At 67.5% G+C, this 26,940-nt stretch carries 26 protein-coding genes and 1 riboswitch; of the genes, 12 read left to right on the top strand and 14 right to left on the bottom strand.

From position 1 onward, the window contains the following. Positions 1-76: 76 nt before the first annotated feature. Positions 77-1,297, top strand: coding sequence for a multifunctional CCA addition/repair protein (locus tag DES47_RS22875; RefSeq protein WP_425057482.1), 1,221 nt, complete (start codon positions 77-79; stop codon positions 1,295-1,297). Between the two features lie 79 nt (positions 1,298-1,376). Here the strand turns inward: DES47_RS22875 and DES47_RS22870 are convergent, their stop codons facing one another. The 3 genes from DES47_RS22870 to DES47_RS22860 are packed head-to-tail and all read right to left on the bottom strand — an operon-like array spanning position 1,377 to position 5,040. Continuing rightward, positions 1,377-2,045 carry a glutathione S-transferase family protein gene (locus tag DES47_RS22870; RefSeq protein ID WP_133703096.1) on the bottom strand — a complete coding sequence of 223 codons (669 nt, stop codon included), beginning with the start codon at positions 2,043-2,045 and terminating at the stop codon, positions 1,377-1,379. Positions 2,046-2,068: 23 nt separating this feature from the next. Then, complete coding sequence (locus DES47_RS22865; RefSeq protein ID WP_133703095.1) at positions 2,069-3,028, bottom strand: complex I NDUFA9 subunit family protein; 960 nt, start codon at positions 3,026-3,028, stop codon at positions 2,069-2,071. Then, complete coding sequence (locus DES47_RS22860; RefSeq protein WP_133703094.1) at positions 3,025-5,040, bottom strand: lytic transglycosylase domain-containing protein; 2,016 nt, start codon at positions 5,038-5,040, stop codon at positions 3,025-3,027. Before DES47_RS22860 ends, DES47_RS22865 begins: the two co-directional genes overlap by 4 nt. 11 nt (positions 5,041-5,051) lie before the next feature. Between DES47_RS22860 and DES47_RS22855 the strand changes: the two genes are divergently transcribed. Next, a complete protein-coding gene (locus tag DES47_RS22855; protein WP_166652127.1) occupies positions 5,052-5,630 on the top strand; it encodes a 5-formyltetrahydrofolate cyclo-ligase in 579 nt (192 codons plus the stop codon). Here the strand turns inward: DES47_RS22855 and DES47_RS22850 are convergent. Further along, complete coding sequence (locus DES47_RS22850) at positions 5,623-6,582, bottom strand: LysR substrate-binding domain-containing protein (RefSeq protein ID WP_133703092.1); 960 nt, start codon at positions 6,580-6,582, stop codon at positions 5,623-5,625. The two genes, DES47_RS22855 and DES47_RS22850, sit on opposite strands and share 8 nt — an antisense overlap. 6 nt (positions 6,583-6,588) lie before the next feature. Here DES47_RS22850 and DES47_RS22845 point away from each other — a divergent pair, with 6 nt between their 5' ends. After that, positions 6,589-7,044: a DUF2917 domain-containing protein gene (locus DES47_RS22845; RefSeq protein ID WP_341800644.1), complete on the top strand. Its 456-nt coding sequence runs from the start codon at positions 6,589-6,591 to the stop codon at positions 7,042-7,044. On the opposite strand, the gene DES47_RS22840 is transcribed toward DES47_RS22845, so the two are convergent. Then, positions 6,986-7,387, bottom strand: coding sequence for a TfoX/Sxy family protein (locus tag DES47_RS22840; RefSeq protein WP_133703090.1), 402 nt, complete (start codon positions 7,385-7,387; stop codon positions 6,986-6,988). The two genes, DES47_RS22845 and DES47_RS22840, sit on opposite strands and share 59 nt — an antisense overlap. Positions 7,388-7,454: 67 nt before the next feature. On the opposite strand from DES47_RS22840, the gene DES47_RS22835 reads away from it, so the two are divergent. Next, positions 7,455-8,024 carry a 5-formyltetrahydrofolate cyclo-ligase gene (locus DES47_RS22835; RefSeq protein WP_133703089.1) on the top strand — a complete coding sequence of 190 codons (570 nt, stop codon included), beginning with the start codon at positions 7,455-7,457 and terminating at the stop codon, positions 8,022-8,024. Positions 8,025-8,034: 10 nt separating this feature from the next. Here the strand turns inward: DES47_RS22835 and DES47_RS22830 are convergent, their stop codons facing one another. The 4 genes from DES47_RS22830 to ahcY form a co-directional block, all read right to left on the bottom strand. Next, complete coding sequence (locus DES47_RS22830) at positions 8,035-8,655, bottom strand: OmpW/AlkL family protein (RefSeq protein WP_133703088.1); 621 nt, start codon at positions 8,653-8,655, stop codon at positions 8,035-8,037. A 131-nt stretch (positions 8,656-8,786) separates the two neighbouring features. Continuing rightward, complete coding sequence (metF, locus tag DES47_RS22825; protein ID WP_208115093.1) at positions 8,787-9,638, bottom strand: methylenetetrahydrofolate reductase [NAD(P)H]; 852 nt, start codon at positions 9,636-9,638, stop codon at positions 8,787-8,789. 2 nt (positions 9,639-9,640) lie between these two features. Beyond that, on the bottom strand, positions 9,641-10,414 hold the full coding sequence (locus DES47_RS22820) for a TlyA family RNA methyltransferase (RefSeq protein ID WP_133703086.1): 774 nt from the start codon (positions 10,412-10,414) through the stop codon (positions 9,641-9,643). A 65-nt stretch (positions 10,415-10,479) separates the two neighbouring features. Then, a complete protein-coding gene (gene ahcY / locus DES47_RS22815) occupies positions 10,480-11,913 on the bottom strand; it encodes an adenosylhomocysteinase (RefSeq protein ID WP_133703085.1) in 1,434 nt (477 codons plus the stop codon). 72 nt (positions 11,914-11,985) lie between these two features. Continuing rightward, positions 11,986-12,060: riboswitch (S-adenosyl-L-homocysteine riboswitch) on the bottom strand. Positions 12,061-12,139: 79 nt separating this feature from the next. Here ahcY and DES47_RS22810 point away from each other — a divergent pair. Continuing rightward, positions 12,140-12,940, top strand: coding sequence for an HAD-IIB family hydrolase (locus tag DES47_RS22810; RefSeq protein ID WP_133703084.1), 801 nt, complete (start codon positions 12,140-12,142; stop codon positions 12,938-12,940). Here DES47_RS22810 and DES47_RS22805 read toward each other — a convergent pair. From DES47_RS22805 to metK, 5 genes are all read right to left on the bottom strand, one after another. Next, positions 12,926-13,774, bottom strand: coding sequence for a phosphate/phosphite/phosphonate ABC transporter substrate-binding protein (locus DES47_RS22805; RefSeq protein WP_166652126.1), 849 nt, complete (start codon positions 13,772-13,774; stop codon positions 12,926-12,928). The two genes, DES47_RS22810 and DES47_RS22805, sit on opposite strands and share 15 nt — an antisense overlap. 5 nt (positions 13,775-13,779) lie before the next feature. Further along, a complete protein-coding gene (locus tag DES47_RS22800) occupies positions 13,780-16,095 on the bottom strand; it encodes an ATP-binding protein (protein ID WP_133703082.1) in 2,316 nt (771 codons plus the stop codon). Between the two features lie 97 nt (positions 16,096-16,192). Continuing rightward, the gene (locus tag DES47_RS22795; RefSeq protein ID WP_133703081.1) at positions 16,193-17,287 is read right to left on the bottom strand and encodes a DNA glycosylase AlkZ-like family protein; all 1,095 of its coding nucleotides are present in this window, start codon (positions 17,285-17,287) and stop codon (positions 16,193-16,195) included. A gap of 9 nt (positions 17,288-17,296) precedes the next feature. Further along, positions 17,297-18,310: a GGDEF domain-containing response regulator gene (locus DES47_RS22790; protein WP_133703080.1), complete on the bottom strand. Its 1,014-nt coding sequence runs from the start codon at positions 18,308-18,310 to the stop codon at positions 17,297-17,299. A gap of 123 nt (positions 18,311-18,433) precedes the next feature. Beyond that, positions 18,434-19,615: a methionine adenosyltransferase gene (gene metK / locus DES47_RS22785; protein ID WP_133703079.1), complete on the bottom strand. Its 1,182-nt coding sequence runs from the start codon at positions 19,613-19,615 to the stop codon at positions 18,434-18,436. Positions 19,616-19,745: 130 nt separating this feature from the next. Between metK and DES47_RS22780 the strand changes: the two genes are divergently transcribed. From DES47_RS22780 to DES47_RS22750, 7 genes are read left to right on the top strand one after another with little or no spacing between them, the layout of a single operon-like run. Continuing rightward, positions 19,746-20,618, top strand: coding sequence for a lysophospholipid acyltransferase family protein (locus tag DES47_RS22780; RefSeq protein WP_133703078.1), 873 nt, complete (start codon positions 19,746-19,748; stop codon positions 20,616-20,618). Then, positions 20,619-21,518, top strand: coding sequence for an LpxL/LpxP family acyltransferase (locus DES47_RS22775; protein WP_133703077.1), 900 nt, complete (start codon positions 20,619-20,621; stop codon positions 21,516-21,518). 34 nt (positions 21,519-21,552) lie between these two features. Continuing rightward, positions 21,553-22,422: a diaminopimelate epimerase gene (gene dapF / locus DES47_RS22770; RefSeq protein ID WP_133703076.1), complete on the top strand. Its 870-nt coding sequence runs from the start codon at positions 21,553-21,555 to the stop codon at positions 22,420-22,422. Then, positions 22,419-23,111, top strand: coding sequence for a DUF484 family protein (locus DES47_RS22765; RefSeq protein ID WP_133703075.1), 693 nt, complete (start codon positions 22,419-22,421; stop codon positions 23,109-23,111). The genes dapF and DES47_RS22765 overlap by 4 nt, the downstream gene beginning before the upstream one ends. An 11-nt stretch (positions 23,112-23,122) precedes the next feature. Further along, complete coding sequence (locus DES47_RS22760; RefSeq protein ID WP_243748432.1) at positions 23,123-24,043, top strand: tyrosine recombinase XerC; 921 nt, start codon at positions 23,123-23,125, stop codon at positions 24,041-24,043. A 28-nt stretch (positions 24,044-24,071) separates the two neighbouring features. Further along, entirely contained in the window at positions 24,072-25,628 is a 1,557-nt protein-coding gene (locus DES47_RS22755; protein WP_133703074.1) for a hypothetical protein, read from the top strand. A 30-nt stretch (positions 25,629-25,658) separates the two neighbouring features. Then, complete coding sequence (locus DES47_RS22750; protein ID WP_133703073.1) at positions 25,659-26,840, top strand: class I SAM-dependent rRNA methyltransferase; 1,182 nt, start codon at positions 25,659-25,661, stop codon at positions 26,838-26,840. Positions 26,841-26,940: the final 100 nt, after the last annotated feature.

The following is a 26,940-nucleotide window of genomic DNA, read 5'->3' as shown; positions in this document are numbered from 1 at the left end:
TCGCCCTGTGTTCCGATGTTTTTAGCGAATTTGCTGCTCTGCGCTGAGCTGCCGGCCGCCCGCTAGACTGATCGTCATGCAAACCTATTTAGTCGGAGGCGCGGTTCGCGACGCCTTGCTGGGCCGGCCGGTGACCGATCGCGACTGGGTGGTGGTGGGCGGGAGCCCGACCGAGATGCTGGCCGAGGGTTTTGTGCCGGTGGGCAAGGACTTTCCGGTGTTTCTGCATCCGGCCAGCCATGAGGAATATGCGCTGGCACGCACCGAGCGCAAGACGGCTCCGGGCTACCACGGCTTCAGCGTACATGCGGCACCCGACGTGACGCTGGAAGAAGACCTGCGCCGTCGGGATCTAAGCATCAACGCGATGGCCCAGGACGCGGAGGGGCGGTTGATCGATCCCTATGGCGGGCAGGCCGATCTCCGGAACAAGGTGCTGCGTCACGTGTCCGAGGCTTTTGCCGAGGATCCGGTGCGCATCTTGCGCCTGGCGCGTTTTGCCGCCCGCTTTGCCGACTTCATGGTGGCGCCGGAAACCCAGGACTTGATGGGTCAAATGGTGGCCTGTGGCGAGCTTGATGCGCTGGTGGCCGAGCGAGTCTGGCAGGAACTCGCACGTGGCTTGATGGAGGCCCGGCCGTCGCGGATGTTCGAGGTCTTGCGCGCTTGCGGCGCGCTGGCGCGGCTGCTGCCCGAGGTGGATCGGCTGTGGGGCGTGCCGCAGCCGCCGGCCCACCACCCCGAGATCGATACCGGGGTGCACCTGATGCTGGTGCTGGACATGAGCGCGCAGCTGAGGGCGCCCCTGAGCGTGCGCTATGCCTGCCTGGCCCATGACCTGGGCAAGGGCACGACGCCGGTGGATCAGCTGCCCCGCCATATCGGCCATGAGGGGCGCAGCGTCAAGCTGGCGGCGGCCATCGCCCAACGCCTGCGCGTGCCGCGCGATTGCGCCGAGCTGGCCGAGGTGGTGGCGCGAGAGCATGGTCATGTGCATGGCAGCCTGGAGCTGAGCCCGGCGGCGGTGCTGCGCTTGCTGGAGCGCTGCGACGCGCTGCGCCAGCCGCAGCGCTTCGAGCTGGCGCTGGTGGCCTGTGAATGCGATGCCCGGGGCCGCACTGGCATGGAGAGCAGACCCTACCCGCAGGCCGATCGTCTGCGCAGGGCAATGGCCGCCGCGCTGGCCGTGGCCACGGCGCCTGTGGCGGCAGCCGCGGCTGAGCGCGGGGCGGTAGGGCCCGAGATCGGGCGGGCCATCCAGCAGGCGCGGCTGGAGGCCTTGGTCGCGGCGCTCTGAGGCGGGGCCGAGCCGGGTGCCTGCGCACCCGGCGACGCCTGCTGAAGGACCGTTCGCCTGCAAGCGAACGGGCTGATTGTCAGCGCTGAGTGCGGTAGGGCTCGTCGTCGGCGACGAAGTCCTGCTCTGTCAGCGCATCGGCCACCCAGGCGGCCACGCCAGGCGCCTGCTGGACCGAAGCGACATAGGCCGCCGCCGCCGGGCTCAGGGGCAGGCCGAAGCGGGTGATGCGCATCACCACCGGGGCGAAATAGGCATCCACCGCACCGAAGGCGCCAAACAGGAAGGGGCCGACCGCCGAGCTGAAGATGGCATCGATCCGCGCCAGATCGGTGCGCAGTTTGGCGTTCTCTGCCATCAACCTGGCGCCGATTTCGGGGAAAAAGGCCTCGATATTCATCGGGCACAGGCTGCGCAGCGTGCCGAAGCCGGCATGCATCTCGGCGCAGAGGCTGCGCGCGCGGGCGCGCTCCAGCCGGTCGCGCGGCCAGACGGCCAGCTCGGGGTGGCGGTCGGCCAGATACTCGGCGATGGCCAGCGTGTCCCAGACGGCAAAGCCATCGTCATCGACCAGCACCGGCACCTTGGCCACCGGTGTGATCGCGGCCAGCGTGCGGTAGAAGGCCGAGCCCTCGCTGAAGTCAAAGCGCAGCATGACCTCCTCGAACGGGATGTCCAGTGCCTTCAGCAGCACCCAGGGGCGCATGGACCAGGAGGAGTAGTTCTTGTTGCCGATGTAGAGCTTCATGGGTGTTTTGGCAGTGGGGGATTTCAGTGGCGGGCGCGCCAGGCGTTGAGCCTCGCGCAGCCCTGGCCGCTGCTGAGGTAGCTCGGCGCGACGGCACCCAGGGCCTGCGGGCTGATGCCCAGATCGGCCAGACCCGGCAGGCGGCCGGTGGCGACGTTGGGCACGGACATCGAGGCCAGATTGTCGCGGGACATCAGCGGCTCGCCCGGCAGCAACTCCATGGCCAGCGCCTGCAGGAAAGCCAGCGGGCCGGGCAGCGGAAGGATCGGCCGCGGATGTCCGCTCAGTCGTCCCGCCAGGCGCACGATGTCGGCCAGGCTCAGCACCTCGGGGCCGGCCAGCTCGTAGGTTCGGCCTATGGTGGCGCGATCCTGCACGCAGCGCACGACGGCGCGCGCCACGTCCTCGACCCAGACCGGCTGGAAGCGCGCGCCGGCGCCGGCCAGCGGCATCACTGGTGCCAGCGCCTGCAGCTTGGCGAACATGTTCAAAAAGCTGTCGCCGGCCCCGAACACAACAGAAGGCCTCAGCAGGGTCAGGTCTAAACCTGACTCACGCAGCGTCGCTTCGCCGGCCGCCTTGGAGCGTAGATAGCGCGAGGGTGCCTCGGCGGCCGCACCATCGGGCACACCTAGCGCACTGACATGTATCAGCCGGCGCACGCCACTTGAATTGCAGGCCGCGGCCAGGTGCTTGGGCAGCTGCACATGGACCTGATTGAAACGCGCTTCGCTACCCTGCAGCACGGCAATCAGATTGATGACCAGATCATGGCCCGGCAGCACCGCCTCCAGCACGCCGGCGCGGTGCACATCGGCCTGCAGAACGGTCAGTCCCGGCAGGCTCTGCACCGCCTGCGCATGGGGCAGGCGACGTGTCGGCACGGTGATGCGGGCACGGCCGCCAAAGGCCCGCACCAGCTGCTCGCAAACGCTGCGGCCGATGAACCCGCTGCCACCGAGTATCAGGATGGCCGGGTTCATGGCAGGTCAGCCGGTGCGGCGGCGGTGGTCTCGCGCGGCCCTATTTGCCGGCCCAGGCGCGAGCGCAGGCTGGTGGGCTGGCCGCCCAGCAGCTGGGCGTAGAGGGTGGCGTTGGTCAAGACCTTCTTGACGTAGTCGCGGGTCTCGTTGAAAGGGATGTTCTCGGCCCAGACGGCGGCATCCTGCAGCGAGCCCTCGCGCCAGCGGCGGGGCCGCGACGGGCCGGCGTTGTAGGCGGCAGCGGCCATCGCCATCGAGCCGCCGAAATCGTCCAGCACCAGCTTCAGGTAGCGAGTGCCCAGCTTCAGATTGAAGTCGCGGTCGCTGAGCGCCTCGGGTTTGTAGTCCAGCCCGGTCTTCTTGGCCACCCAGCGGGCGGTGCTGGGCATCACCTGCATCAGGCCGGAGGCGCCGACATGGGACTGCGCGTCCATCACGAAGCGCGACTCCTGACGTATCAGGCCATAGACGTAGGCCGGATCCAGTCCGATCTCGCGGGCCTTGCTCAACACCTCGTTGCGGAACGGCGTCGGGAAGCGCTGGGCCAGATCGATCGCGTCCCTGGTGCGTTCGCTGGTGTTGATGCAGCGGTCCCAGACTTCGCGATCACAGGCCAGTTGCGCAGCGGCGAGCAGCTCGCGGTCACCCATGCCGCGCAGGCTGAAGTTCCACTCGCGCACGCCCTCGCTGCGCAGGCCCTGGTTGATCAACAGCAGGCTGCGGTTGAGGCCGGGGTGGGCGGCGGCGGCGGCGCGCTCGGCGGCACTCAAGGCCAGCGGCGATGGCGGCAGCGGCTGGGCGAGCCCGAGGTCTTCACTGGCCAGCCGGCCATAGAAGTGCAGCGGGCTGGCGATGCCTTGCAGCAGGCCGCGAGCCAGATTGCGCTGAGGCTCGCCATGCTCGCCCGCATCGGCGGTGGCCATCAGGGCACGGGCACGCCAGTAGACCCAGGTGCTGTCACCGGCGTCTTTCTCGCCCATCATCGTGATGCCGCGCATCACCAGGGGCCAGCGCGAGGCGCCCTGGTCGGCGCGCAGGGCCGAGCGCACCAGCCAGGCCAGCGTGTCGCCGCTCCACTCCGGCTCCTTGTTGCGTTGCGTGGCCTGAGCGGCCAGTGCGCGCTCGTAGTAGCCGGCCGCCTCGGGCAGCAGCTTGAAGGCCGCCTGTTTGCCGACCTGGGCCCAGACCCAGGCGTTCAGCTCGGCAGGCAGCTTGGCCTCGAAGCGGGTGCGCATGAGCTCGGCCGCCGTCTCCGGCTCGGCGCTGGCCTGGCGTATCAGTGCCAGGGTCGTCAGCTCGGCATGGGTGCGGCCGGTGGTGCTGGCCTTGCGCGCCAGATAGCGGGCCAGGCTGTCTTGCATGTCGGCCACGGCCAGTTCGATCGGTTTGCCGAGCAGCGCGGCAGCTTGGCGCGCGGCGCGCGGGCGGTTGTTCTCCATCGTCAGCCGCAGCTTCAGCCAGACGTCGGCGGTGGTCAGTTGCTTGGCCTCGAACAGGGTGGTGGCCAGCAGGTTGCAGCCGTCGTCCATTTCGCGCTGGGCCAGCCAGTTGCTGCGTGCCGCGACCTTGACGTTGCGGCCGGCCAGATGCTCGGTCAGCAGGGCATAGCAGGTGACCTCGCGGTCATCGTTCATGCGAAAGCGCGGAAAGTCGGTGGCGAGGTTCTTCCAGTCGCGGCGCCGGCCCAGCTCGAGCAGCCAATCATTGCGCAGCCGGTCCTCGACGTAGGTGCCGGGCCATTGGGCATAGAAGGCGTCCAGATCGGCCTGGGTGGCCTCGCTGAGCCGCTGGCCAATCTCCCAGTAGGCGATCCAGGAGGCCAGCGGGTGCTGCTGATTGACGGCGGCATCGCGGGCGCTGGCCAGGGCCTTGCGGTCCTTGGCGGCGAGCGCCTTGCGCGCCTGCTCCAGCACATCCTGGGCCTGGGCCAGCGGGGCGCAGAGCAGCACCGCACACAGTGCCAGGCCCTTCAGTCCTGCTTCATATACTCGCAACTTGAATCGATTTCGCATGAGGTGTCTTGGTGTCACAGCAACAGCCCCCGGTTCCCGCCACCGACCCGCGTGCCGCCCTGCGTCAGCAATTGCTGCTGCAGCGCAAGGCCTGGTTTGCGAGTGCGGTCGCGGTGCCGCAGCGCGCCGCGCTGGCCGCGCATTTGCGGGACGTGTTGCGGCAGTTGGAGCCCGAGTACCTGGGCCTGTATTGGCCCTTCGAGTCCGAATTTAACGCAGTCGAGGTCTGCCTGGACTATGAGCTGCTGAATGACACCGAGCTGGCCCTGCCATTCGCCTTCAAATCGCCGCGACGCATGGAGTTCCGGCTCTGGGATGGCGAGACGCCGACGTTGCGCGACGAATGCGGCATCCTGACCGCCAGCGGCGCCGCCGTGGTGCCCGAGGTGGTGCTGGTGCCCTGCCTGGGCTTCACCCGCGAGGGCTATCGCCTTGGCTATGGCGGCGGCTATTTCGATCGCTGGCTGGCCGCGCATCCGGAGGTCACGCCGGTGGGCCTGGGCTGGGCCGGTGGCGAAATCGAGCTCGTTGCCCAGCCGCATGACGTGCCGATGGCGCTGATCCTCACCGAGCAGGGCGTCGTCAACTGAGCTCGGCCTCGCCAATCGCATGGCGGGTCAGTGCCGCCTGGGCCAGCACCCATTGGCAGAACTGCTGCACCTCGGGGCGCTGGCGGCTCTCGTCGGCCACGGCCAGCCAGTAGGTCAGCGGGCTGTCCATGCGGCCGGCCGGGCCGAAGGGCTCGACCAGCTCGCCGCGCTCAAGTGACTCGGCCACCAGGGCAACCCGTGCCAGCGCCACCGCCTGGCCGGTCAGCGCCGCCTGCACCTGCTGGTAGGTGAAGTTCAGGTACATCCAGCGCCGCGGGTTCAGGCCGGGCTGGCCCTGCTCGGCCAGCCAGCGCCGCCAGCTGAGGAACTCGGCGCTGGGGCGCTGGTCGTCCTCCTCGGCCAAGGTGTGATCGGCCAGGTCGGCGGCCACGCGCATCGGCGGGCGCTGCCCTTTAGCCACCTGCTCGGCCAGCCAGGGACTGATCACCGGCGTCAAGGTTTCGCCGAACAGACGGCGCGAATGGGCCGGTGCGGTGGTGCTGTAGCGCAGCGCCAGGTCCATCTCGCCATCATCGATGTCCAGCACCATATCGGTGGCCGAGACGCGGATGTCGATATCGGGATGCTCGCGCTGGAAGGCCTCCAGCCGCGGGATCAGCCACAGCGAGGCGAACGAGGCGAAGGTGGTGACGTTGACGACCCGCCGGCCGCGCGACTGGCGGATCTGGCGTACCGCGCCATCCAGCCGGTCCAGCGCCGACACGCAGGCGCGCTGCAGCAGCGCGCCATGGCTGGTCAACTCGACATGGCGGGTGCCGCGGGCGAACAGGCTGGCACCGAGCTCCTCCTCCAAGGTCTTGATCTGACGGCTGATGGCCGGTTGCGTCAGGTGCAGTTCCTCGGCGGCGGCACGGAAGCTGAGCAGCCGGGCGACCGCCGCGAAGGCGCGAAGGGGGCCGATGGCGAGCGGGCGCTGGCGGGGTGTACTCATGACGATATGTTATCAATGATTGGCAAAGCTCTCATTGGACGCTACCCGCCGCCCTGCCTAATATCGAGTCCAGAGCAAACAAATCAGGGTTTCTACCGGAGCATCAAAATGATCAATCACAGCACTGAATTCCAAGCCTCTTCATGGCCTCTGACGGCAGGCGAGGCGCTGAGCATGAAGATCGGCCCCGGCGCCCGCGTGCTGGGCGTGACCGAAGGCCGTGTCTGGCTGACCGTCACCGGCGACAGCGAACATCAGGACCAATGGCTGGAAGCCGGTCAGAGCGTTGACCTTCCCGCCGGCGCCCATGTGGTGATGGAGTCCTGGCCCTCGGCCAGCTTCCAACTGCTGGTGCCGCCCAAGGCCTGCGCCGTCGGCCGCCGCCTGTCAGCGCAAAGCGTGGTCAGGCCTTTGCACCGCCTGATCGCTTCGCTGCAGCCGGCCTTGCAACACGCTTCTTGAGCACCGGTGTGGCCCGGGCACGCAGGGCGGCCTCCAGCGCCAGGCGTGCCCAGGGTTGCATCAAGCCGGCTGACTCAAGCGCCTCATCGGGCGGGCTGTAGTAGGCAATCGTGTTGAGCTTGCCGCGGGCCTCGTAGCAAAACGGCTCGCAACCGGCTGCCTCGAAACTGGCTCGGTTGATGGGGTCGGTCTTCAGGTACAGGCGCTCGGACGACAGGATGGCGACGAACAGCTCATCGACATAGAGGCCGTGGCCGCCGAACATGCGCTTGATGCGCACCGGGCCCAGCGGGGCCAGCAGTTCGGCACAGTAGTTGGCGAATTCATTGGCGGGTGTTGACATGGGCCCACTCTAAAGCGTGCGGGCCTGGCACACAATCAGCCGGTATCGACTGCCCTGGAGAGTGCCGGTGGATCTGAATGACCGAGTCGCGCTGCGCCGCAAGCTGATCGCGCAACGCCTGGATTTGCCAAACCGGCTGGAACTCGCCGCCGATCTGCAGCAAGTGCTGCGCGTCTGGCTGGCGCGGCGCCAGGAGCTGACGATAGGCGCCTACTGGCCGATCAAGGGTGAGTTCGATCCGCTGCCCGCGCTCTACCGCTGGAGCGAGGCCGATCCCCGGCGGCGCATCGGCCTGCCGGTGGTGGACAGGGAGCAGGGCACCCTGAAGTTCCATGTCTGGTACCCCGGCTGCCCGATGGAAGAAGATGCCTACGACATCCCCAAGCCCAAGGGCACCGAGGTGTTCGAACCCCAGTTGCTGATCGTGCCCTGCGTGGGCTACGGGCCCGAGGGCCTGCGCCTGGGCTATGGCGGCGGCTTCATGGATCGCACGCTGGCAGCGCTCAAGCCACGGCCGGCCACCGCCGGCGTCGGCTATGCGCACGGCTTCCAGCCGCTGTTGAAGGCCGAGCCGCATGATGTGCCGCTCGATGCGATGATCACCGAGGAGGGCGTCGTCTGGGACGCCCACGGTTGACCCGGATGACTTAGAAGCGCCAGCCCAGGCCGACGCCGATCAGCACCGGGTCGACCTTGAACTTGCCGACTTCCGTGCCCTTGGAGTAGACCTTGGTATCAATCTGCACCTTCTTCAGGTCCAGGTTCAGGTACATGGTCTTCGACAGGGCGATGTCGGCGCCGACCTGGAATGACAGGCCATAGCTGTCCTTCTTGATGCTGGGCGACAGCGCGGCCTGAACGGCCGGCGCGAAGTTGACGCTGGAGAAGTGCGTGTAGTTCACGCCCACGCCGACATAGGGGCGGAAGGTCGCCGCCGGGGCGAAGTGGTACTGCAGGCTCAGCGTCGGCGGCAGATGTTTCAGCGAGCCGATCTCGGCGCCGCCCGAGCGCAGCGTGTGCTTTTGCGGGATCGTCAGCACCAGCTCGGCCGCCCAGTTGGGGGCGAAGAAGTAGCTGATGTCCACCTCGGGGATGACCTTGTTGTTGACGCTCAGGCCCAGGCCGGTGGTGTCCTTGTTGGCCGAGTCGAGGTTCACGGCGCGCACGCGCACCAGCCAGGGGCCTTCCTGCTGTGCCTGGGCGGCGGTGCCGGCCAGGCACAGGGTCAGGGCGGCGAGGGCGGTGAGGGTGTGTGCAAGCTTGGTCATATCAATCACTCCTTGTTGAGCGGGAACAGTCCCGTTGGCAGTGATTGAAAAGCCTCAGCTAGGGTTATCCCTTGAGTTGGGGCAAGGCGTGGAAAGGCAATGCCATGCGACTGACATTGCTTTGCCGCAGGTCAAACCTTGGTGCCGAGACCGAGGCGTTTGCACAACTCCAGGGTCAAAGCCGACTGATTCAGTGTGTAGAAGTGGATGCCGGGCGCTCCGCCGGCGATCAGGCGCTCGCAGACGCGGGTCATCACATCCAGGCCGAAGGCGCGGATCGAGGCGCTGTCGTCCATGAAGCCTTCCATCTTCAAGGCCACCCAGCGCGGAATCTCGATGCCGTCGCGGGCCGCGAACTGCGCGATGCGGGCGTAGTTGTGGAAGGGCATGATGCCCGGGATGATGGGGGCGTCCACGCCCAACGCCCGCACCTCGTCGACGAAGTGGAAGTAGGCGTCCGGGTTGAAGAAGAACTGGGTGATGGCCTCGTCGGCGCCGGCCCGCATCTTGTCGGCGAAGTGCTGCAGGTCCCTGGCCGCATAGCGCTGTTGCGGGTGGTATTCGGGATAGGCGGCGACCTCGATCTTCCAGTCGGCCCCCTGGGTCTCGCGGATGAAGCGCACCAGCTCCGACGCATAGCGGAACTCGCCGGCGGTGGCCGTGCCACTGGGTAGGTCGCCGCGCAGTGCGACCACGCGGCGGATGTTCTGCGCACGATAGGTGGACAGGATTTCGGCAATGCCCTCGCGGGTCGAGCCTACGCAGGACAGGTGCGGCGCGGCCTCGAAGCCCATCTGCGCGATGGCGCTGACGGTGGCCAGGGTCTTGTCGCGCGTGGCGCCGCCGGCGCCGTAGGTGACGCTGAAATATTGCGGGCTCAGCACACTGAGGTCCTGGACCACGGCCTTCAGCTTCTCTGCACCCACCGGGGTGTTGGGCGGGAAGAACTCGAAGCTCACCGGGCATTTGTCGTTATGGGCCATGCTCACTCCTTGACGGGGGCAGGTCCGGCCTGCGCCCACAGAAAATATTCGGTGTTGCCGTCGCCGCCGGCGATGGCACTTTCAAAATAGCCGTGCAGCCGCCAGCCCAGCGCCTTCGCGGCCTCGCAGGCCCGCGTTTCCAGCAGCGCGTACTGCCTGGCGTCTTTCACCAGTCCGCCGCGGCCCACATGCTGCGGGCCGACCTCGAACTGCGGCTTGATCAGCAGCAAGACCTGGCCCTCAGGCTTCAGCCAGGGCGCCAAGTGGGGCAGGGCGCCCAGCATCGAGATGAAGGACAGGTCGCCTACGATCAGGTCGAAGCCCTCGACTGGCGCGTGTGCCGCCAACGCCGAGCCGGCCAGCTCGCGCACATGCAGGCCTTCCAGCGCCACCAGCCGCGGCTCACCGGTGAGGCTTGCATGCAGCTGGCCATGCCCGACATCGACGCCGACGACCCTGGCCGCACCGGCCTTCAGCAGGCAGTCGCTGAAGCCGCCGGTGCTCTGGCCCATGTCCAGCACCGTCAGCCCAGAGACCGCGATGCTGCTGCGCGCCAGCGCACCCTCGAGCTTCAAACCGCCACGCGACACGAAGCGCAGCTCGGCGTCGTCACTGACCCGCAGCTCGGCTGTTTCCGGCAGGTCCTCGCCCGCCTTCTTCAAAGCCACCCAGCCCTTGGGCGAGCGCCACTGCGCAGCGCTGCCCGCGATCAACCGCTGAGCGGACGATCGCGTGGGCGCCAGGCCTTGGGAGACGAGCAGCAGGTCAGCACGCATGGCATACAGCCGTAGCCCGGATGGAATCCGGGGACCCGGATTCCATCCGGGCTACGAACCTCCGATCAATAGCGATACGAGTCGGGCTTGAACGGGCCTTGCTTGGGCACGCCGATGTAGGCGGCCTGCTCCTCGGTCAGCTCGCTGAGCTGCGCATTCAGCGTCACCAGCTGCAGGCGGGCCACCTTCTCGTCGAGGTGCTTGGGCAGCACATAGACCTTGCCGATGTCATAGGCGTCCTTGTGCGCGAACAGCTCGATCTGGGCGATCGTCTGGTTGGCGAAACTGGAGCTCATCACATAGCTGGGGTGGCCGGTGCCGCAGCCCAGGTTCACCAGGCGGCCCTTGGCGAGCAGGATGATGCGCTTGCCGTCGGGGAAGATCACATGATCGACCTGGGGCTTGATCTCTTCCCACTGGTACTTCTCGATCGAGGCGATGTCGATCTCGTTGTCGAAGTGGCCGATATTGCAGACGATGGCGTTGTGCTTCATCGCGGCCATATGCTCGTGGCGGATCACGCCCTTGTTGCCTGTCGTCGTGACGAAGATATCGGCCTTGTCGGCGGCATATTCCATGGTCACGACGCGATAGCCTTCCATCGCCGCCTGCAGCGCGCAGATGGGGTCGATTTCGGTCACCCAGACTTGCGCCGACAGCGCGCGCATGGCCTGGGCCGAGCCCTTGCCCACATCGCCATAGCCGGCGATGACGGCGATCTTGCCGGCCACCATCACGTCGGTGGCGCGCTTGATGCCGTCCACCAGCGATTCGCGGCAGCCGTACAGATTGTCGAACTTGCTCTTGGTCACCGAGTCATTGACGTTGATGGCGCGGAACAGCAGGCTGCCCTTGGCCGACATCTCCTTCAGGCGGTGCACGCCGGTGGTTGTCTCTTCGGTCACGCCGATGATGTCGCGGCTCTTGCGCGTGTACCAGGTCGGATCCTGGGCGATCTTGGCCTTGATGGTGGCGAACAGGATGCGCTCTTCATCGCTGCCGGGCTTGTCCAGCACCGACAGATCCTTCTCGGCGCGCTGGCCCAGATGCATCAGCAGCGTGGCATCGCCACCATCGTCGAGGATCATGTTCGGGCCTTCGCCGTCGGTGCCTGCAGGGCCGAATTCGAAGATGCGGTGGGTGTAGTCCCAGTAGTCTTCCAGTGTCTCGCCCTTGTAGGCGAACACCGGCGTGCCGGCGGCAACCAGCGCGGCGGCGGCATGGTCCTGGGTCGAGAAGATATTGCATGAGGCCCAGCGCACTTCGGCGCCCAGTGCCTGCAGGGTCTCGACCAGCACGCCGGTCTGTATGGTCATGTGCAGGCTGCCGGCGATGCGGGCGCCCTTCAGCGGCTGGCTCGGACCGTACTCTGTGCGCATGGCCATCAGGGCGGGCATTTCGCATTCGGCGATGCTCAGCTCCTTGCGGCCCCAGGCGGCCAGGCTCATGTCGGCGACGAGGTATTGCTCGGGATTCAGGGGTTTGAGAACAGCATTCATGTCAGGAGCTCCTTCGGATGGAAGCCGCATGTGCTGTCGGACGGGGGTGCGAACTCACCCACGCGAAACACATGCGGGTGAGCGCCGTTGCTACAAGACTCCAAGCCTGGCCACGCATGGTGCGGGGTTGCAACGCTCCTTGGAATGGACGGATTGTAGTCGCGAGTCGGCGCGCCGTTCGAGGAATAGGGCCGGAATCGGGCCGGAACTTGGGGACAATAGCGCCATGCAACCCTTTGCCTCCTGCCCCGCCGCGCGCCTGAGCGCGGTGCGCGGCATCCTCACCGACATTGATGACACCCTTACCGCCAACGGTGCCATCGCACCTGCCGCCCTGCGGGCACTGCACGGACTGAACGATGCCGGCGTGCCGGTGATTGCAATCACCGGCCGGCCGGCCGGCTGGAGCGAACCGTTCGCGCTGCAGTGGCCGGTGCGCGCCATCGTGGCCGAAAACGGTGCCGTGATGCTGCGCGCGCAGGCGGGCGAGCTGCGGCGCGACTTCACGCAGGACGCCGACACCCGCGCCGCCAACTTTGCGCGCCTGCAGCGCTGCGCAAATGCCGTGCTGGCGGAGCTGCCCGGCACGCGCCTGGCCTCCGACAGCCCCGGCCGGCTGACCGACATTGCCGTCGATCACAGCGAGTTCGCCCACCTCGACGAGGCGCAGATTGCCCAGGTCGTGGCCCTGATGCGCGGCCATGGCCTGCATGCGACGGTGAGCTCCATCCACATCAATGGCTGGATCGGCGAGCACAGCAAGTGGACGGCCGCGAGCTGGGCCGTGCACACCGCGTTGGGCGAGGCCTTCGCGGCCGAGGACTGGCTGTATGTGGGCGACTCGACCAATGACCAGCTGATGTTCGAGCGCGTGCCGCTCAGCGTAGGGGTGGCCAATATCCGCCGCTTCGTGCCCCAGCTGAACACGCTGCCGGCCTTTGTGACCGAGGCCGAGCGCGGCGAGGGCTTTGCCGAGGTGGCTCGGGCGCTGCTGCAAGCACGCCGGCTGGCGTCAGCGCGTGCTTAGGCCGGCCGCCTCCAGTTGCTGCAGCGCCACCTCGCGGTAGCGGGCAGCTCGCTGCAGATCGGCGCGGGCGATCTCATGAAGCTGGGAGTTGACCACCGTCTGCGGCGCGGCCGGATCGGGCACAAAGCTGTGCCAGGCCCGACGGAGCCGGCCCAGCTCGGCGACTGGCGTGCTGGGCCTGGCAATATAGATGGGCGTCGGAATGTCGCTCAATTCGGCCAGCGTCATCTGCCCGCCGGGTGAGCCGGGCGGCATCAGGTTCAGTTGCGTGCGCGTCACGGCAATCGCCTCCACATCACCCTGCTCCAGGCTGATCACGGCGCTGCTCATCGAGGGCTGCGTCACGACGGTCAGGTCACGACCGGGTTCCAGCTGCTGCTGACGCAGCCACAGGCTGGCCACGGCCGTTGTCAGCGACAGCCTACCCAGCATGCCCATGCGCTTGCCGCGCAGCTCGGCGGCGGTCTTGATGACGCTGCCCTGGCGCAGCAGTATCAGCACCGGCGTGGCCTCCACGGTGGCTGCCAGGGCCTGGAAGCCCCAGTCGCTGAGCGCCAGCCCGGCCAGGTGGGCGGGCAGCAGGGTCACGTCATGCTCGCCACGCCGGGTTTGCTCGACCAGCTCGCGAAAGTCGCGCGCGGTGTAGAGCTCGACCGGTTGCTTCAGCTGCGACTCCAGATGCTGGCGCAGCGGCCTGAAGGCGGCCAGCGCGGCGCTGGGCGACAGAAAGGGCGGCACGGCGATCAGCAGCGGCCTTGGCATCTGCGCCAGCATTGAAGAAGCGCCGAGCAGCAGCGGCGCGGCAAGCAGGCTGCGCCGCCTGATGAGACTCATCTGCTTCATATCGGGGCGTGCAGCTCGCCCCAGGCCGAGGCCGAGAACGCGCGTTCGTTGAGCAGTCGGTCGATGTGCTCGAGCAACTCGGGCAGATCGATAGGCTTGGTCAGATAGGCGTCGAAGCCGGCGGCCTGGGCGTCGCGCACATCGGAGGGCATGGCATTGGCGCTGAAGGCGATCAGCGGCATGCCGGCATTGGCAGGGTCTGCGCGCAGGCGCCTACAGACCTCCAGGCCGTCGATGCCGGGCAGGCCGATGTCTATAAGTACCAGGTGTGGCCGCCGCTGCTCGACCATGGCCAGGCCCGACAGGCCATCGACGGCGATGCGCAGGTCGAACTCCGGGCGCTGCTGGCGCAGCATGCTGCGCACCAGCTCGGCATTGGTCGGGTTGTCTTCGATGTACAGCAGCCGGCGCGATACGCCGGTCAGCGGCTCGTGCAGCGGTGCAGGCTCGGGGCCATCATCCAGGTTGATGTCGAAGGGCGGGCTGAACGGCGAGGCGGCACTGGCCACCAGGGTGACGCTGAAGCGGGTGCCGCGGCCGGGCTCGGACTCGACGCCGATCTGGCCGCCCATCAGCTCGACCAGGCGCTTGGTGATGACCAGGCCGATGCCGGTGCCGGCGGTCAGGTCATTGCCCTGCTCGAAGCGCACAAAGGGCTGGTAGAGATTGGCCAGTTGCTGTGCATTCATGCCGCGGCCGGTGTCGCTGACGCTGACCAGCAGCTGCTGCTGTGCCGGCAGCGCCGAGACCTCCAATGTCACCGTACCGCCCGGCTGGTTGTACTTGATGGCATTACTGAGCAGGTTGTTCAGCACCTGCTTGAGACGCTTGCGGTCGGCACGCGCCCACAGCTGCGGCGCCGAGCGCTCGATGATGCGTACGCCCTGAGCCTGAGCCTGCGTGGACAGCATCTGCACCGTCTCGCTGACCAGCTCGGCGACCAGCACCGGCTCGATCGAGGTCGACATCTCGCCGGCCTCGATGCGCGACAGGTCCAGCACGTCGTTGATCAGATCCAGCAGATGCCAGCCGGCATGCTCGATCTGCTTGACCTTGTCGAGCTCGTTGTCGCGCAGCCGCTCGCGCGACAGGCTCAGCAGCTGGGCAAAGCCCAGCATCGCATTCAGCGGCGTGCGCAGCTCATGGCTCATGCGTGAGAGGAACTGCGACTTGGCCAGGCTGGCGCGCTCGGCCTCGTCGCGGGCGCGCTGCAGCTCCAGGGTGCGGCGCTGCACGCGCGACTCAAGACCCTCGTTGAGATTGCGCAGCTCCTGCTCGGCCAGCACATGGCGTGTGACGTCGGTCAGCGTGCTGACGACGGCTTCGACATGGGGTGTCGCCGGTGCATGGGCATCTGCATGAAAGCGCGGCTCGGCATTGACGCTGAGCCAGCGCACGGCGCCCCGCGCGTGGCGGAACTGCAGCAGCACATCGCGTTGCGGCTGGCCGGTCTGCAGGGCCAGCGCCGCGGGCATCTGCTCCGGCCTCAGCAGCCGGCCCTCGGGGTCGCGGGCCTCGGGCATGCGGCCGGACAGACTGCTCACGCCCAAGAGGCGCAGCGCCGCATCATTGCTGTGGATGACGCGCTGCTGGGCGTCCTGCACCAGCAGGCCGCCGGCCATCGAGGCCATCAGCGAACGCTGCTGCTGTTCGCTGTCGCGCAGCGCCTCGAACTGGGTGCGCACCGCGGCCGACATGCGATTGAAGGCGTCCGACACCTGGGCCAGTTCGCGCACCCGGCTGCCGGGCAGGCTGAGGCTGTAGTCGCCGTCGGCGACGCGCTGGCTGGCCTTGGCCAGGCGGGCGAAACCGGCGCTCAGCCAGGTCGCCCAGAAGGCCAGGGCGGCCAGGCCCAGCACCAGCAGCGCACCGCCGATCAACAGACTGCTGCGGAGCAGCCTTGCACGCACCTCCTGCAGTGCCGAGCCGACCAGGCCGAAGCGCACCTGCCCCAGGCGCTGGCCGGCGATCTCCACCGGCACAGTGGCGATGCGCAAGGCCGCGCTGGCCTCGGCACCGGGGCCGGCCTGGGCGACCAGGCGGCCGCGCGTGTCCGTCACCTCCAGAAAGGCCAGGGCCTGGGTCTGCGTGCTCTGACTCACCACGTCCTGCAAGGCGGCATAGTCGCGCGTGGCCAGCAGCGGCGCGACGGCGGCCGTGATCAGCGGACTGGCAAGGCCCATCTCGGCAGCGAAACGGTCTTCCAGCGCCTGGCCGATCAGCAACTGCGCATTCCACAGCAGCAGACCGAACATCACCAGCATGGTGATGAAACCGCCCAAGAAATACTGGGAGCGCAGGGTTTTGAACACGTCCGGTGAGGCGTAGTGATGGCGCGGCCGATTGTGCCCGATGACGCCGCTACAAATGCTTGCAAAAGGTAAGCGTACCGCCGCTGGCGGCAGCCGTTCAAGCGCCCAGACCGAGAAACACCCGCATGCGCTCAAGTTCCTGATCGAGCGCCAGCCCGAAGGCGGCGCTGCGCGGGCGCGATTTGATGAATCCGAGCTCGGGCACCAGCGCGCCGTCCTGCACCCGCACATTGGCCCAACCGATGACCTGCTCGCCCCACAACATCGGCAGCGCATAGTGACCCATCAGGCGCTTGGCCGCCGGGGTATAGGCCTCGAACTTGTAGGCCCAGCCCCAGAACAGCTCGAAACGGCGACGGTCCCAGACCACGGGATCGAAGGGTGCCAGCAGACGCAGCTCGGCGTCGGTCTTGTGGCTGCGCGAGGCAGGGGCTTCACCCGCGGGCCACAACCAGCTGGTGCCGTCTATCTTGACCTGCGGCAGCTCGGCGCGGGCCTTGGCCAGCGCCTGGCGGGCCTCGACCTTCAGATGCGGCGCGCCATAGCCCAGCAGTTGCACCAGGTAGCCGAGGCTGGCCGAGGGCAGCGGCGCGTACTTGTGCACGACCAGATCCACCAGCCGGCCGGCCCGCTCCAGCCGGGCGGCGGGGCTGTCGTCCACCTCGGGATGCTCGTTGACCGCATAGACGCGGGTGCCGTTGTCGCGGCGCACCACGCGCAGCAGGCCGCGGTAGTGCATGCCGTCCAGCAGCTGCGTGCTGGCATTGAGTTCGCCGCACCAGTAGCCGGGCACCCGGCCATGCTCGAAGGCGGCCAACACCTCGCGCGGATGGATCACGCCCCGCTCGCGGACGAAGGCCAGCAGCTCCTGGGCCCGCGCCGCGGTCTCGGCGTTCCAGGCCCGCTTGGCTGCCCGCGGGTGCATCAGCGCCAGCGTCGCGCGCGGCAGGAAGCCGTAGTTGACGAGGCAGTCTTCCTCGATATCCAGCTTGGGATAGCGGCGCTCCAGGTCGCCGGCGCGATAGTCCTTGACGCGGTGGCGAAGGGTCAGGTCCTGGGCCCGTGCCGGCGCGCGTATCGGGTCGGCCTGGACGAAGCCCAGGCGCTCGATGGCACGCTTCAAGGTGGTGGGTTTGAACAGCGTGCGCGCGATCGCATAGCGGCGCAGCTGATCCAGAGTCGGGGTCGGCATGCCGGTATTTCAGCTCAGATCGCCATGTTGGGTGCTCAGATGCTCCTCGGTGTCGAGCTGCATTTCGAAGCTGAAGAAACGGTTGCGGCCGTGGGCCTTGGCGGCATAGAGCGCCTCGTCGGCCCGCATGATCATGCCCTGGGCGGTGGTGGACGCGTCGGGCACGCAGGTGGTGATGCCGCCCGAGACGGTGACGTGGCCGGCGACCGGTGAGTCGGGGTGGGGTAGGGCCAGCTTGGCCATCACGCGCAAGAAGGCGCGGGCAAAGGTCATGGCGCCGGAGCGTGGCGTGTTGGGCAGTATCAGCGCGAACTCCTCCCCGCCATAGCGTGCCGCCACGTCGCGTGGCCGGCGGCAGACCTGCTTGAGCAACTCGGCCACCTGGCGCAGGCAGGCATCACCCTGCAGATGGCCCAGGCTGTCGTTGTAGAGCTTGAAATAGTCCACATCGCACATCACCAGGGTCAGCGGCAGCTGGTCGCGGCGCGCGGCGACGATCTCGTTGAACAGGCCGCGGTCCAGGCCGCCGCGGTTGACCAGGCCGGTCAGCGAGTCCAGCTCGACCAGGTGCTTGAGCTTCTGATTGGCCTCGTTCAGCTCCTCCGACAGGGTCACCAGCCGGTTGCGCATCGTCAGCAGTCGTTGCATGGCGCGCAGCTTGGCCGCCAGCACGATGGCGCTGACCGGCTTGACCAGGTAGTCGTCGCCGCCGGCCTCGATGCCCCGGTGCAGGTCCAGGTCGTTGCCCAGGCCGGACAGGAAGATGATGGGCGTCCAGCCGCCGGGCTCGGCCTGGCGCAGCTCGCGGGCCACCCAGTAGCCGTCATGGTCGGGCATCTCCACGTCCAGCAGCACCAGATCGGGCTGGTGGCGCAGGAACAGCGACAGTGCCTCGGCGCCCGAACGTGCCTCCAGCACCCGGTGGCGGGCATGCTCCAACTCGCCGCGCAGCACGGCGCGAGCCGCGGCCTGATCATCGACAACCAGTATCGTCAGCGAGGGTTCAATGTCCGGGGCGCGCATCAGGAGCCGATTTCTGTGCCAAATGTCACAGATTTTGCCGCACGCCGGCCGGCTTGCAATGGGGTTTTGCGCGGGATACGAAAAAGGGCCGCTGCTGCGGCCCTTGATTCGTGGGGGGCTTGCTTACAGCCCAGCCGCTGCACGCAGCGCCGCCGCCTTGTCTGTCCGCTCCCAGGTGAATTCCGGCTCTTCGCGGCCGAAGTGGCCGTAGGCGGCCGTCTTGGCGTAGATCGGGCGCAGCAGGTCCAGCATCTGGATGATGCCCTTGGGGCGCAGGTCGAAATGCTCCTGCACCAGAGCCGAGAGCTTCTCGTCCGAGATCACGCCAGTGCCTTCGGTGTAGACCGTCACATTCATCGGGCGGGCAACGCCGATGGCGTAGGCGACCTGGATCTGGCATTGGCGCGCCAGACCGGCGGCGACGATGTTTTTGGCCACATAGCGGGCGGCATAGGCGGCGGAGCGGTCCACCTTGCTGGGGTCCTTGCCCGAAAACGCGCCGCCGCCGTGCGGGCAGGCGCCGCCATAGGTGTCGACGATGATCTTGCGACCGGTGAGGCCGCAATCGCCCTGCGGGCCGCCGATGACGAAGCGGCCGGTCGGGTTGATCAGGTACTTGGTGTCGGCGGTCAGCCACTCCTTGGGCAGCACCGGCTTGATGATTTCCTCGCGCACCGCCTCGTAGAAGGCGTCCGTCATCTTGTCGCCGAGACTGTACTCGGGGGCGTGCTGGGTGGACAGCACCACCGTGTCGATGCTGTGGGGCTTGCCGTCCACATAGCGCATCGTCACCTGGCTCTTGGCGTCGGGGCGCAGATAGGGCATGCGGCCGTCCTTGCGCATCTGCGCCTGGCGCTCGACCAGACGGTGGGCGTAATAGATCGGCGCGGGCATCAACTCGGGCGTTTCATCGCAGGCATAGCCGAACATCAGGCCCTGATCACCGGCGCCGATGTTCAGATGGTCGTCGGACGCATGATCCACGCCCTGGGCGATGTCATTGCTCTGCTTGTCGTAGGCCACCAGCACGGCGCAGCCCTTGTAGTCGATGCCGTACTCGGTGTTGTCGTAGCCGATGCGCTTGATCGTGTCGCGTGCCACCTGGATGTAATCCACATGGGCATTGGTTGTGATTTCACCGGCAAGCACCACCAGGCCGGTGTTGCACAGGGTTTCGGCCGCCACGCGCGAGCGCGGGTCCTGCGTGAAGATCGCGTCCAGAATCGCATCGGAGATCTGGTCTGCTACCTTGTCGGGATGGCCTTCGGAAACAGACTCCGAGGTAAAGAGAAAATCGTTCGCCACTTCTACACTCCTTGGGTTTGACACTGGCGTCGCCGTGTCGCTGGGAGAGCTGCGGCGAACGCTTTAGCGGCATTTTTGAATCGCCCCGCAAGTTGTTCCTTTAACTCGGCGATAAGAGATTATAGAAAAAATGTCCATGCTGTTGCGGGTTTTGTCGCGCTTGCCGCTGTGGTTTATGCACGCTTTGGGTGCAGCCCTGGGGTGGCTGAGCTGGTGGGCCTCGCCCAGCTATCGCTCGCGCTTTCGCGCCCAGGTGATGCAGGCGGGCCTGGCCTGGGGCGTTGCGCGCCCGGCTGTGGCACAGGCTGGCAGGATGATTGCCGAGCTGCCCTGGCTGTGGCTGAGACCGGCCCATCAGGCGCTGGGCGGACACGCGCGGTGGCAGGGCGCGGAGGTCGTCGAACAGGCCCTGGCCGCGAGGCGCGGCGTCGTCTTCCTGACCCCCCACCTGGGGTGCTTCGAGGTCACGGCCCAGGCCTATGCCGAGCAGTTCGCGCCGGCCCATGGGCCGATCACCGTGCTGTTTCGCCCCGCTCGCAAGGCCTGGATGAGAGCGATCGTTGACGGCTCGCGCGCCCGGCCCGGGTTGATGACGGCGCCGGCCACGCTGGCGGGCGTGCGGCAGATGATCCGTGCGCTGCGCAAGGGCGGTGCCGTCGGGCTGCTTCCCGACCAGGTCCCCCCCGAGGGCATGGGCGTTTGGGCGCCTTTCTTCGGTAAACCGGCCTATACGATGACCCTGGCGGCGCGGCTGATCCAGCAGACCGGGGCGGTGCCGGTGCTGGTTTGGGGCGAACGCCTGCCTTTTGGCCGTGGTTTTGTGGTGCATGCGCGACCCGGGCCGGCGATCGCAGCCGATTCCACGCCAGAATCGGCGGCCGCCACCATCAACCAGGCCATGGAACATCTGATTCTCGACGCGCCCGACCAATACCTGTGGGGCTATCACCGCTACAAGCAGCCCCGCGGACTTGCCGCCGAGTCTCAAGCGCCCGAGGCCTGAATGGGCAGCCGCTGGGTGTCCAACGCTTCCGCCCATCTGTTCGTGGGCCTGTTATGGCTGCTGCACTGGCTGCCCTTGCCCATGCTGGCCGTGCTGGGTCAGGGCCTGGGCGGCCTGCTGTGGCTGCTCGGGCGCTCGCGGCGGCGCATCACCCTGCGCAATCTGGAGCTGTGTTTCCCTGAGCTGTCCGAGGCACGACGCAGGGCCATGGCGCGGGAGCACTTCGGCTGGCTGGGACGCAGCTTTCTGGAGCGAGGCCTGCTGTGGTTTGCCCCGGCCGAGCGCCTGCACCGTCTGGTGCGCGTCACCGGCAATATCAAGCTGGCCGAGCAAAGCGATGCGCCGGTGATGTGGTTGCTGCCGCATTTCGTCGGCCTGGAGTGGACCGGCCCGGCGCTGATGCTGAACCAGACCAACCCCGGGGTTGATGTCTACCAGCGCCAGAGCAATCCGGTGTTCGACAAACAGATGCTGGCCGGCCGCTCGCGCTTCGGCAAGACGGCCTTCGTCGACCGTCACGACGGCATACGCCCGGTGCTGCGGCTGATCAAGCAGGGTTATGCCTTCCTGAACGCTCCCGACATGGACTTCGGCGAGAAGGACTCGGCCTTTGTGCCCTTCTTTGGTGTGCCGGCCTGCACGCTGCTGGCGCCCTCGCGGCTGGCGCGGACCATGAATATGGTCGTGCAGCCGCTGGTGGTGACGATGCTGCCCGGCGGCCGGGGCTATGAGGTCGATGCCGGCGAGCCGCTGGAGGGCTACCCGAGCGATGATGCGCTGGCCGACGCGGCCAAGCTGCACGCTTGGCTGGAGGCGCGCATCCGCGAGCATCCGGCCCAGTATCTGTGGGCGCACAAGCGCTTCAAGACCCGGCCGCCGGGTGAGCCGTCGCTGTATTGAGCGGCATTGATGACCTCGGGCCGATAATCAGCGCATGAAAGTGCACTTCACCAAGATGCAGGGCGCCGGCAACGACTTCGTCGTGCTCGACGCCACGCAGACCCCGCTGAGCCTGACCCCCGAGCAGATGCGCCATCTGGGCGATCGCCGCTTCGGCGTCGGCGCCGATCAGATCCTGGTCGTCGAGCCCGGCCGCGAGCCCGGCATCGACTTCGGCTACCGCATCTTCAACAACAGCGGCGACGAGGTCGAGCAATGCGGCAATGGCGCGCGCTGCTTCGTCCGCTATGTGCATGAAAAGGGCCTTTCACTGAAGCGCCTCATCCGCGTGCAGACCATCAACGCCTTGCTGGAACTGCGCCTGCGCGACGACGGCGGCGTGACCGTGGATATGGGTGCACCGCGTTTCGAGCCGGCGCAGATTCCGTTCGATCCTCAAGGCCTGGTGCCGACGCTGCGCAATGGCTTCGAGCAATGGCCGCTGCGGGTAGCGGGTATTGCCCAGCCGGTCGAGGTCGCGGTGCTGTCGATGGGCAACCCCCATGCGGTGCTGCTGGTCGATGATGTGGACACCGCGCCGGTCGCCGCCTGGGGCCCGCTGATCGAGCACCACCCGGCCTTCCCGCGCAAGGTCAACGTCGGCTTTCTGCAGATCATCGACCGTGGCCATGTGCGGCTGCGCGTGTTCGAGCGCGACGCTGGCGAGACGCTGGCCTGCGGCACCGGCGCCTGCGCGGCCGTGGTGGCCGGCATACGCCTGGGCCTGCTGGACGCCGAGGTGGAGTTGCAGGCCCGCGGCGGCGTGCTGTACATCGAGTGGGCCGGCAAGGGTGTCGAAGGATATGCACCGGTGCTGATGACGGGCCCGGCCCAAACCGTTTTTGAAGGAGAGATCGAGCTGTGAGCAATTCAACCCAGGGTACCGACGGCGTCACCGAGCAGGACATTGCCAACTATCTGGCCAACACCCCGGGCTTTTTCGAGCGCCATGCGGAGTTGCTGGCCAGCATCCAGCTGAGCCATCCCCATGGCCAGCGGGCGGTATCGCTGCAGGAGCGCCAGGCCGAGATGCTGCGCGACAAGATCAAGGGGCTGGAGCACAAGATCATCGAGATGATTCGCAACGGCCAGGAGAATGTGGCCATTGCCGACCGCCTGCACCGCTGGACCTGCCAGCTGATGCTGACGGCCAATGCCTCGGCGCTGCCCCAAGTGCTGCTCGACGAGTTGCGCCACCAGTTCCTGATTCCGCAGTCGGGCCTGCGCCTGTGGGGTGCCGACGAGGCCTACGCCGAGCTGCCGTTCGCGCAGGCGGTGGGTGACGATGTGAAGAGCTTCGCCGCCAGCCTGACCCAGCCCTATTGCGGCATCAACTCCGGCTTCGAGGCCGCTCAGTGGCTGGGCGAGCCGGCCGGTGTGATGTCGCTGGCCCTGGTGCCCTTGAACCATGGCACGCCGGCCAATACCTTCGGCATGCTGGTGCTGGGCTCGCCCGACCCGACCCGCTACACCGCCGATATGGGCACCGAGTTCCTGGCCCGCATCGGCGAGATCGCCAGCGCCAGCCTGTCGCGACTGTTGCCGGTCAGCTGAGTTCCGTCGCCGTGCTCGATGCCGACCTGCAGCGCTATCTTGAGCATCTGCGGGTCACGCGGCGCCTGGCTCCGCGCACGCTGAGTCTGTATGAAGACGCGCTGACGCGGTTGCAGGCCTTGGCAAGGCAGTACCCGCTTGAGCTGCGCCAGGTACAAAACCACCATGTGCGGCGCTGGACCGCGCAACTGCATGGGCAAGGACTGGCCCCGCGCAGCCTGGCGCTGATGCTTTCGGCCTGGCGAGGCCTGTACCGCTGGCTGGGTGGCGAGCGTCTGGTCAGCCACAACCCGGTGGAAGGTGTGCGCACACCGAAGGCGGCCAAGCCGCTGCCCAAGGCCCTCTCGGTCGATCAATCGGTGGCCTTGGCCGACTTTCAGAACCCTGCCGGCAGCGATCCGCGCGTCGAGGCCCGGGACCGCTGCATGGTCGAGCTGCTCTACGGCTGCGGTCTGCGCGTGGCCGAGCTGGTGGGCCTGGACCTGCAGGCCAGCGGCACGGCCCAGGGCTGGATCGATCTGCCCTCGGCCGAGGCCCATGTGCTGGGCAAGGGATCCAAGCGCCGCGCGGTGCCGTTGGGCCGGGAGGCTGCCAAGGCCTATCAGGCCTGGCTGCAAGTCCGTCCGCTGCTGGCCCGGGCCGACGAGACGGCACTGTTTGTCGGTATGCGCGGCCAGCGCATCAATGCCAATCAGGTGCGGCTGAGCCTGAAGGCCCGCGCGCTGGGTGCCGGGGTGCCCACCCATGTGCACCCGCATATGCTGCGCCACTCGTTCGCCTCGCATCTGCTGCAGTCCAGCGGCGATCTGCGTGCGGTGCAGGAGTTGCTGGGCCACGCCAATATCGGCACGACGCAGGTCTACACCAAGCTCGACTTCCAACATCTGGCCAAGGTCTACGATGCAGCCCATCCGCGCGCCAAGCGCAAGTAGTTCCTGGAGCCTGCTATCGTGCCGGCCTATGTTGAAGACTGCCAGCTCCGCGCCCGGCGCCCCAAGGGCGCTTTTTTATGCCATTGCCGCGCTCTGTGGCGCCGCCAACGCGGCCGAGCCGGTGCTGCCGCGGCCGGGCTTTCTGCAGACCCAGCCGGCCGCCATCGAGGTCAGCTGGTCGCCGCTGCGGCTGCCAACCGGTCAGAAGACGGCACTGGCCGGCACCAGCTATCTGGTGGCGATGGACGAGGAATGGGGCCTGGGCCCGAGCTTCTACGGTGCTGCGAAGGGCAATTTCGGCGGGCTGTTCACCGTCGGCTTCACTGCCCAGCGGCGCTGGCGCCTGGCCCAGGATCTCCATGCCGCGGTCAGCCTCTATGCCGGCGCAGGCGGCGGCCTCAGCTCAGAAAAGCTGCGCTTCGGCGGTGGGCTGATGCTGCGGCCCGAGCTGTCGCTGCGCCGCGAGATGGGGCCCTGGTACGCGGGACTGACCATGTCGCGCACCAGTTTTCCGAGCGGCAATATTGCCGGCAGCTCGCTGGGTTTCGTGGTGGGTTATGCCGATGGCTTCAAGAGCTACGAACCGGACGAATCCGGTCAGCGGGTGCGTGGCTACCGTCGCAGCGGCCTGGGATTTGACGAGTTCGCGTTCAGCGCCGGCTCCTACCAGCCGCGCAAGGGCAGCCGCGGGCGCGGGGGGGCCGAGTCTCAGCGCATGGGCAAGGTCGGCGGTGCGCTGCGTCAATACGTCAGCGAAGGTGCCTGGTGGGGCATCGAGGCGGCCGGTGCCTCGCAGGGCGGGGCCGATGGTTATATGGAGGCCCTGGTCGGCATCGGCCAAGACTATGCGCTGGGCAGTCCGACCCTGCGCGCCGGCTGGCAGGCGGCGGCTGGCCTGGGCGGCGGCGGCGATGTGGACACCGGCAATGGCTGGCTGGTCAAGCTGGGTCCGAGCCTGCGGTGGAAGTCGCCCTGGGGGCCGTCGCTGCTGCTGGACGCCGGCTTCATGGGCTCGATCAGCGGGCAGTTCAGGACCGGGTATGCCCGTTTGAGCCTGGGGATGCCGCTTGATCAGGCCGTCACTCCCTTTGGCGAACCGAATGCCAGCGGTGGCGTGGTGCAGACTCAGACCGTCTCGGCCAGCCTGCAGCGGCTGTCCGGGGTGAAGTTCAAGAACGGACGCGAGGAGAGCGTCGGCCAGTTGGCCATGGTGCTGACCCGTGAACTCTCCCCCCACGTCTATGGCGTGGCCCAGGCCGGCAGTGCCGCCTTTGGCAGCGCCGGGGCCTACTCCTTCGGCTTGGTCGGCCTCGGGCTGCAGACGCGGCCGTTGGCGCTGCAAGGCCTGCCGGCTATGCGCCTGGGTGCCGAACTGATGGTCGGCGCCGGTGGCGGCGGCGGTGTGGCCGTCAGCGGTGGGGCCATCATGCAGAGCGAGGCCTGGGCCGAGTGGAGCTTTGGCGAGACCAAGCGCCTGCGCCTGCGTACTGGGCTGGGCCAATGGCGCTCGTTGCGCGGGCAGACCCAGAGTTCGCCGTTGGTCAACGTCTCGCTGGGCTACGCCTTCGGCACCCTGCAGCGATAATTCGGGCGCGCAAGCGGCGACAATCGCCGCATGAAAACCATACGACTTCGCGAGGGCAAGGAGCGCTCGCTGCAGCGCCGCCACCCCTGGGTGTTCGAGGGCAGTATTGCCAAGGGCAGCGGCGACGCCGGCGAGACCGTCAAGGTCACCGCCGCCGATGGCAGTTTCCTGGCCTGGGGCGCCTACAGCCCGACCTCGCAGATCCGCGTGCGTGCCTGGAGCTTCGATGAGGCTGAGCGCATCGACGCTGCCTTCTTCGAGCGCCGCATCGAGGCCGCGCTGGCCGTGCGAGCGCGCCTGCCGATCGCCAGCGACGCGATGCGCCTGATCCACGGCGAGGCCGACGGCCTGCCCGGCCTGGTCGTCGATCGCTATGCCGACACCCTGGTGGCCCAGTTCGCCAGCACCGGCAGTGAACGCTGGAAGGACGTCATCGCCGACCATCTGCTGTCCGCCACCGGCCTGACCCGCCTCTATGAACGCTCCGACGCGAATGTGCGCAGCCTGGAGGGCCTGGACCCTAGGACCGGCTGGTTGCGCGGTGATGGAGCGACCGAGATCACGATCCAGGAGCATCAGTGGCGGCTGAGCCTGGACGTGGCCGAGGGTCACAAGACCGGCTACTACCTGGACCAGCGCGACAACCGCAAGAAGTTCGCCGATGCGGTGCGCCACTATGGCGCCAAGCGCGTGCTCAACTGCTACAGCTACACCGGTGGCTTCTCGGTGGCGGCCTTGGCGGGCGGTGCCGACGAGGTGCTGAGCGTCGACTCGTCGGGTCCGGCCCTGGCCCGTGCCGACGCCCATGTGCGGCTCAACGGCTTCGATGCCGCCCGCCACACCAGCCTGGACGCCGACGTCAACCAGACCCTGCGCCACTGCCTGGAGCAGGGCCGGACCTTCGACGCCATCGTGCTGGACCCACCCAAGTTTGCCCCCAGCGCGGCGCACGCCGAGCGCGCCTCGCGCGCCTACAAGGACATCAACCGACTGGCCCTGAAGCTGCTGGCCCCCGGCGGCCTGCTGTTCACCTTCAGCTGCTCGGGCGGCATCAGCGCCGACCTGTTCCACAAGATCGTCGCGGGGGCAGGTCTTGATGCACCGGCAGATGGCTTCATTCTCGACCGCGTCGGCGCCACGCCGGACCATCCGCAGACGATCTGCTTCCCGGAGGGGGAGTATCTGAAGGGGCTGTTGATACTGAAGCGCTGATTCTTGTAGATTCTATGGAGCAGCGCAAGCCCCGCGAAGGCGTTGAGGATCAAAACTGCTCTTTGAAGTCCAGACGGCGAAAGCGATGCGCAGGAGTTTG

Source organism: Roseateles toxinivorans, from assembly GCF_004362525.1.
In the GTDB taxonomy this organism is placed as follows: Bacteria; Pseudomonadota; Gammaproteobacteria; order Burkholderiales; family Burkholderiaceae_C; genus Paucibacter; species Paucibacter toxinivorans.
Note: the sequence above shows the minus strand (reverse complement) of the source record. Positions and strands in the feature narration are given on the sequence as shown.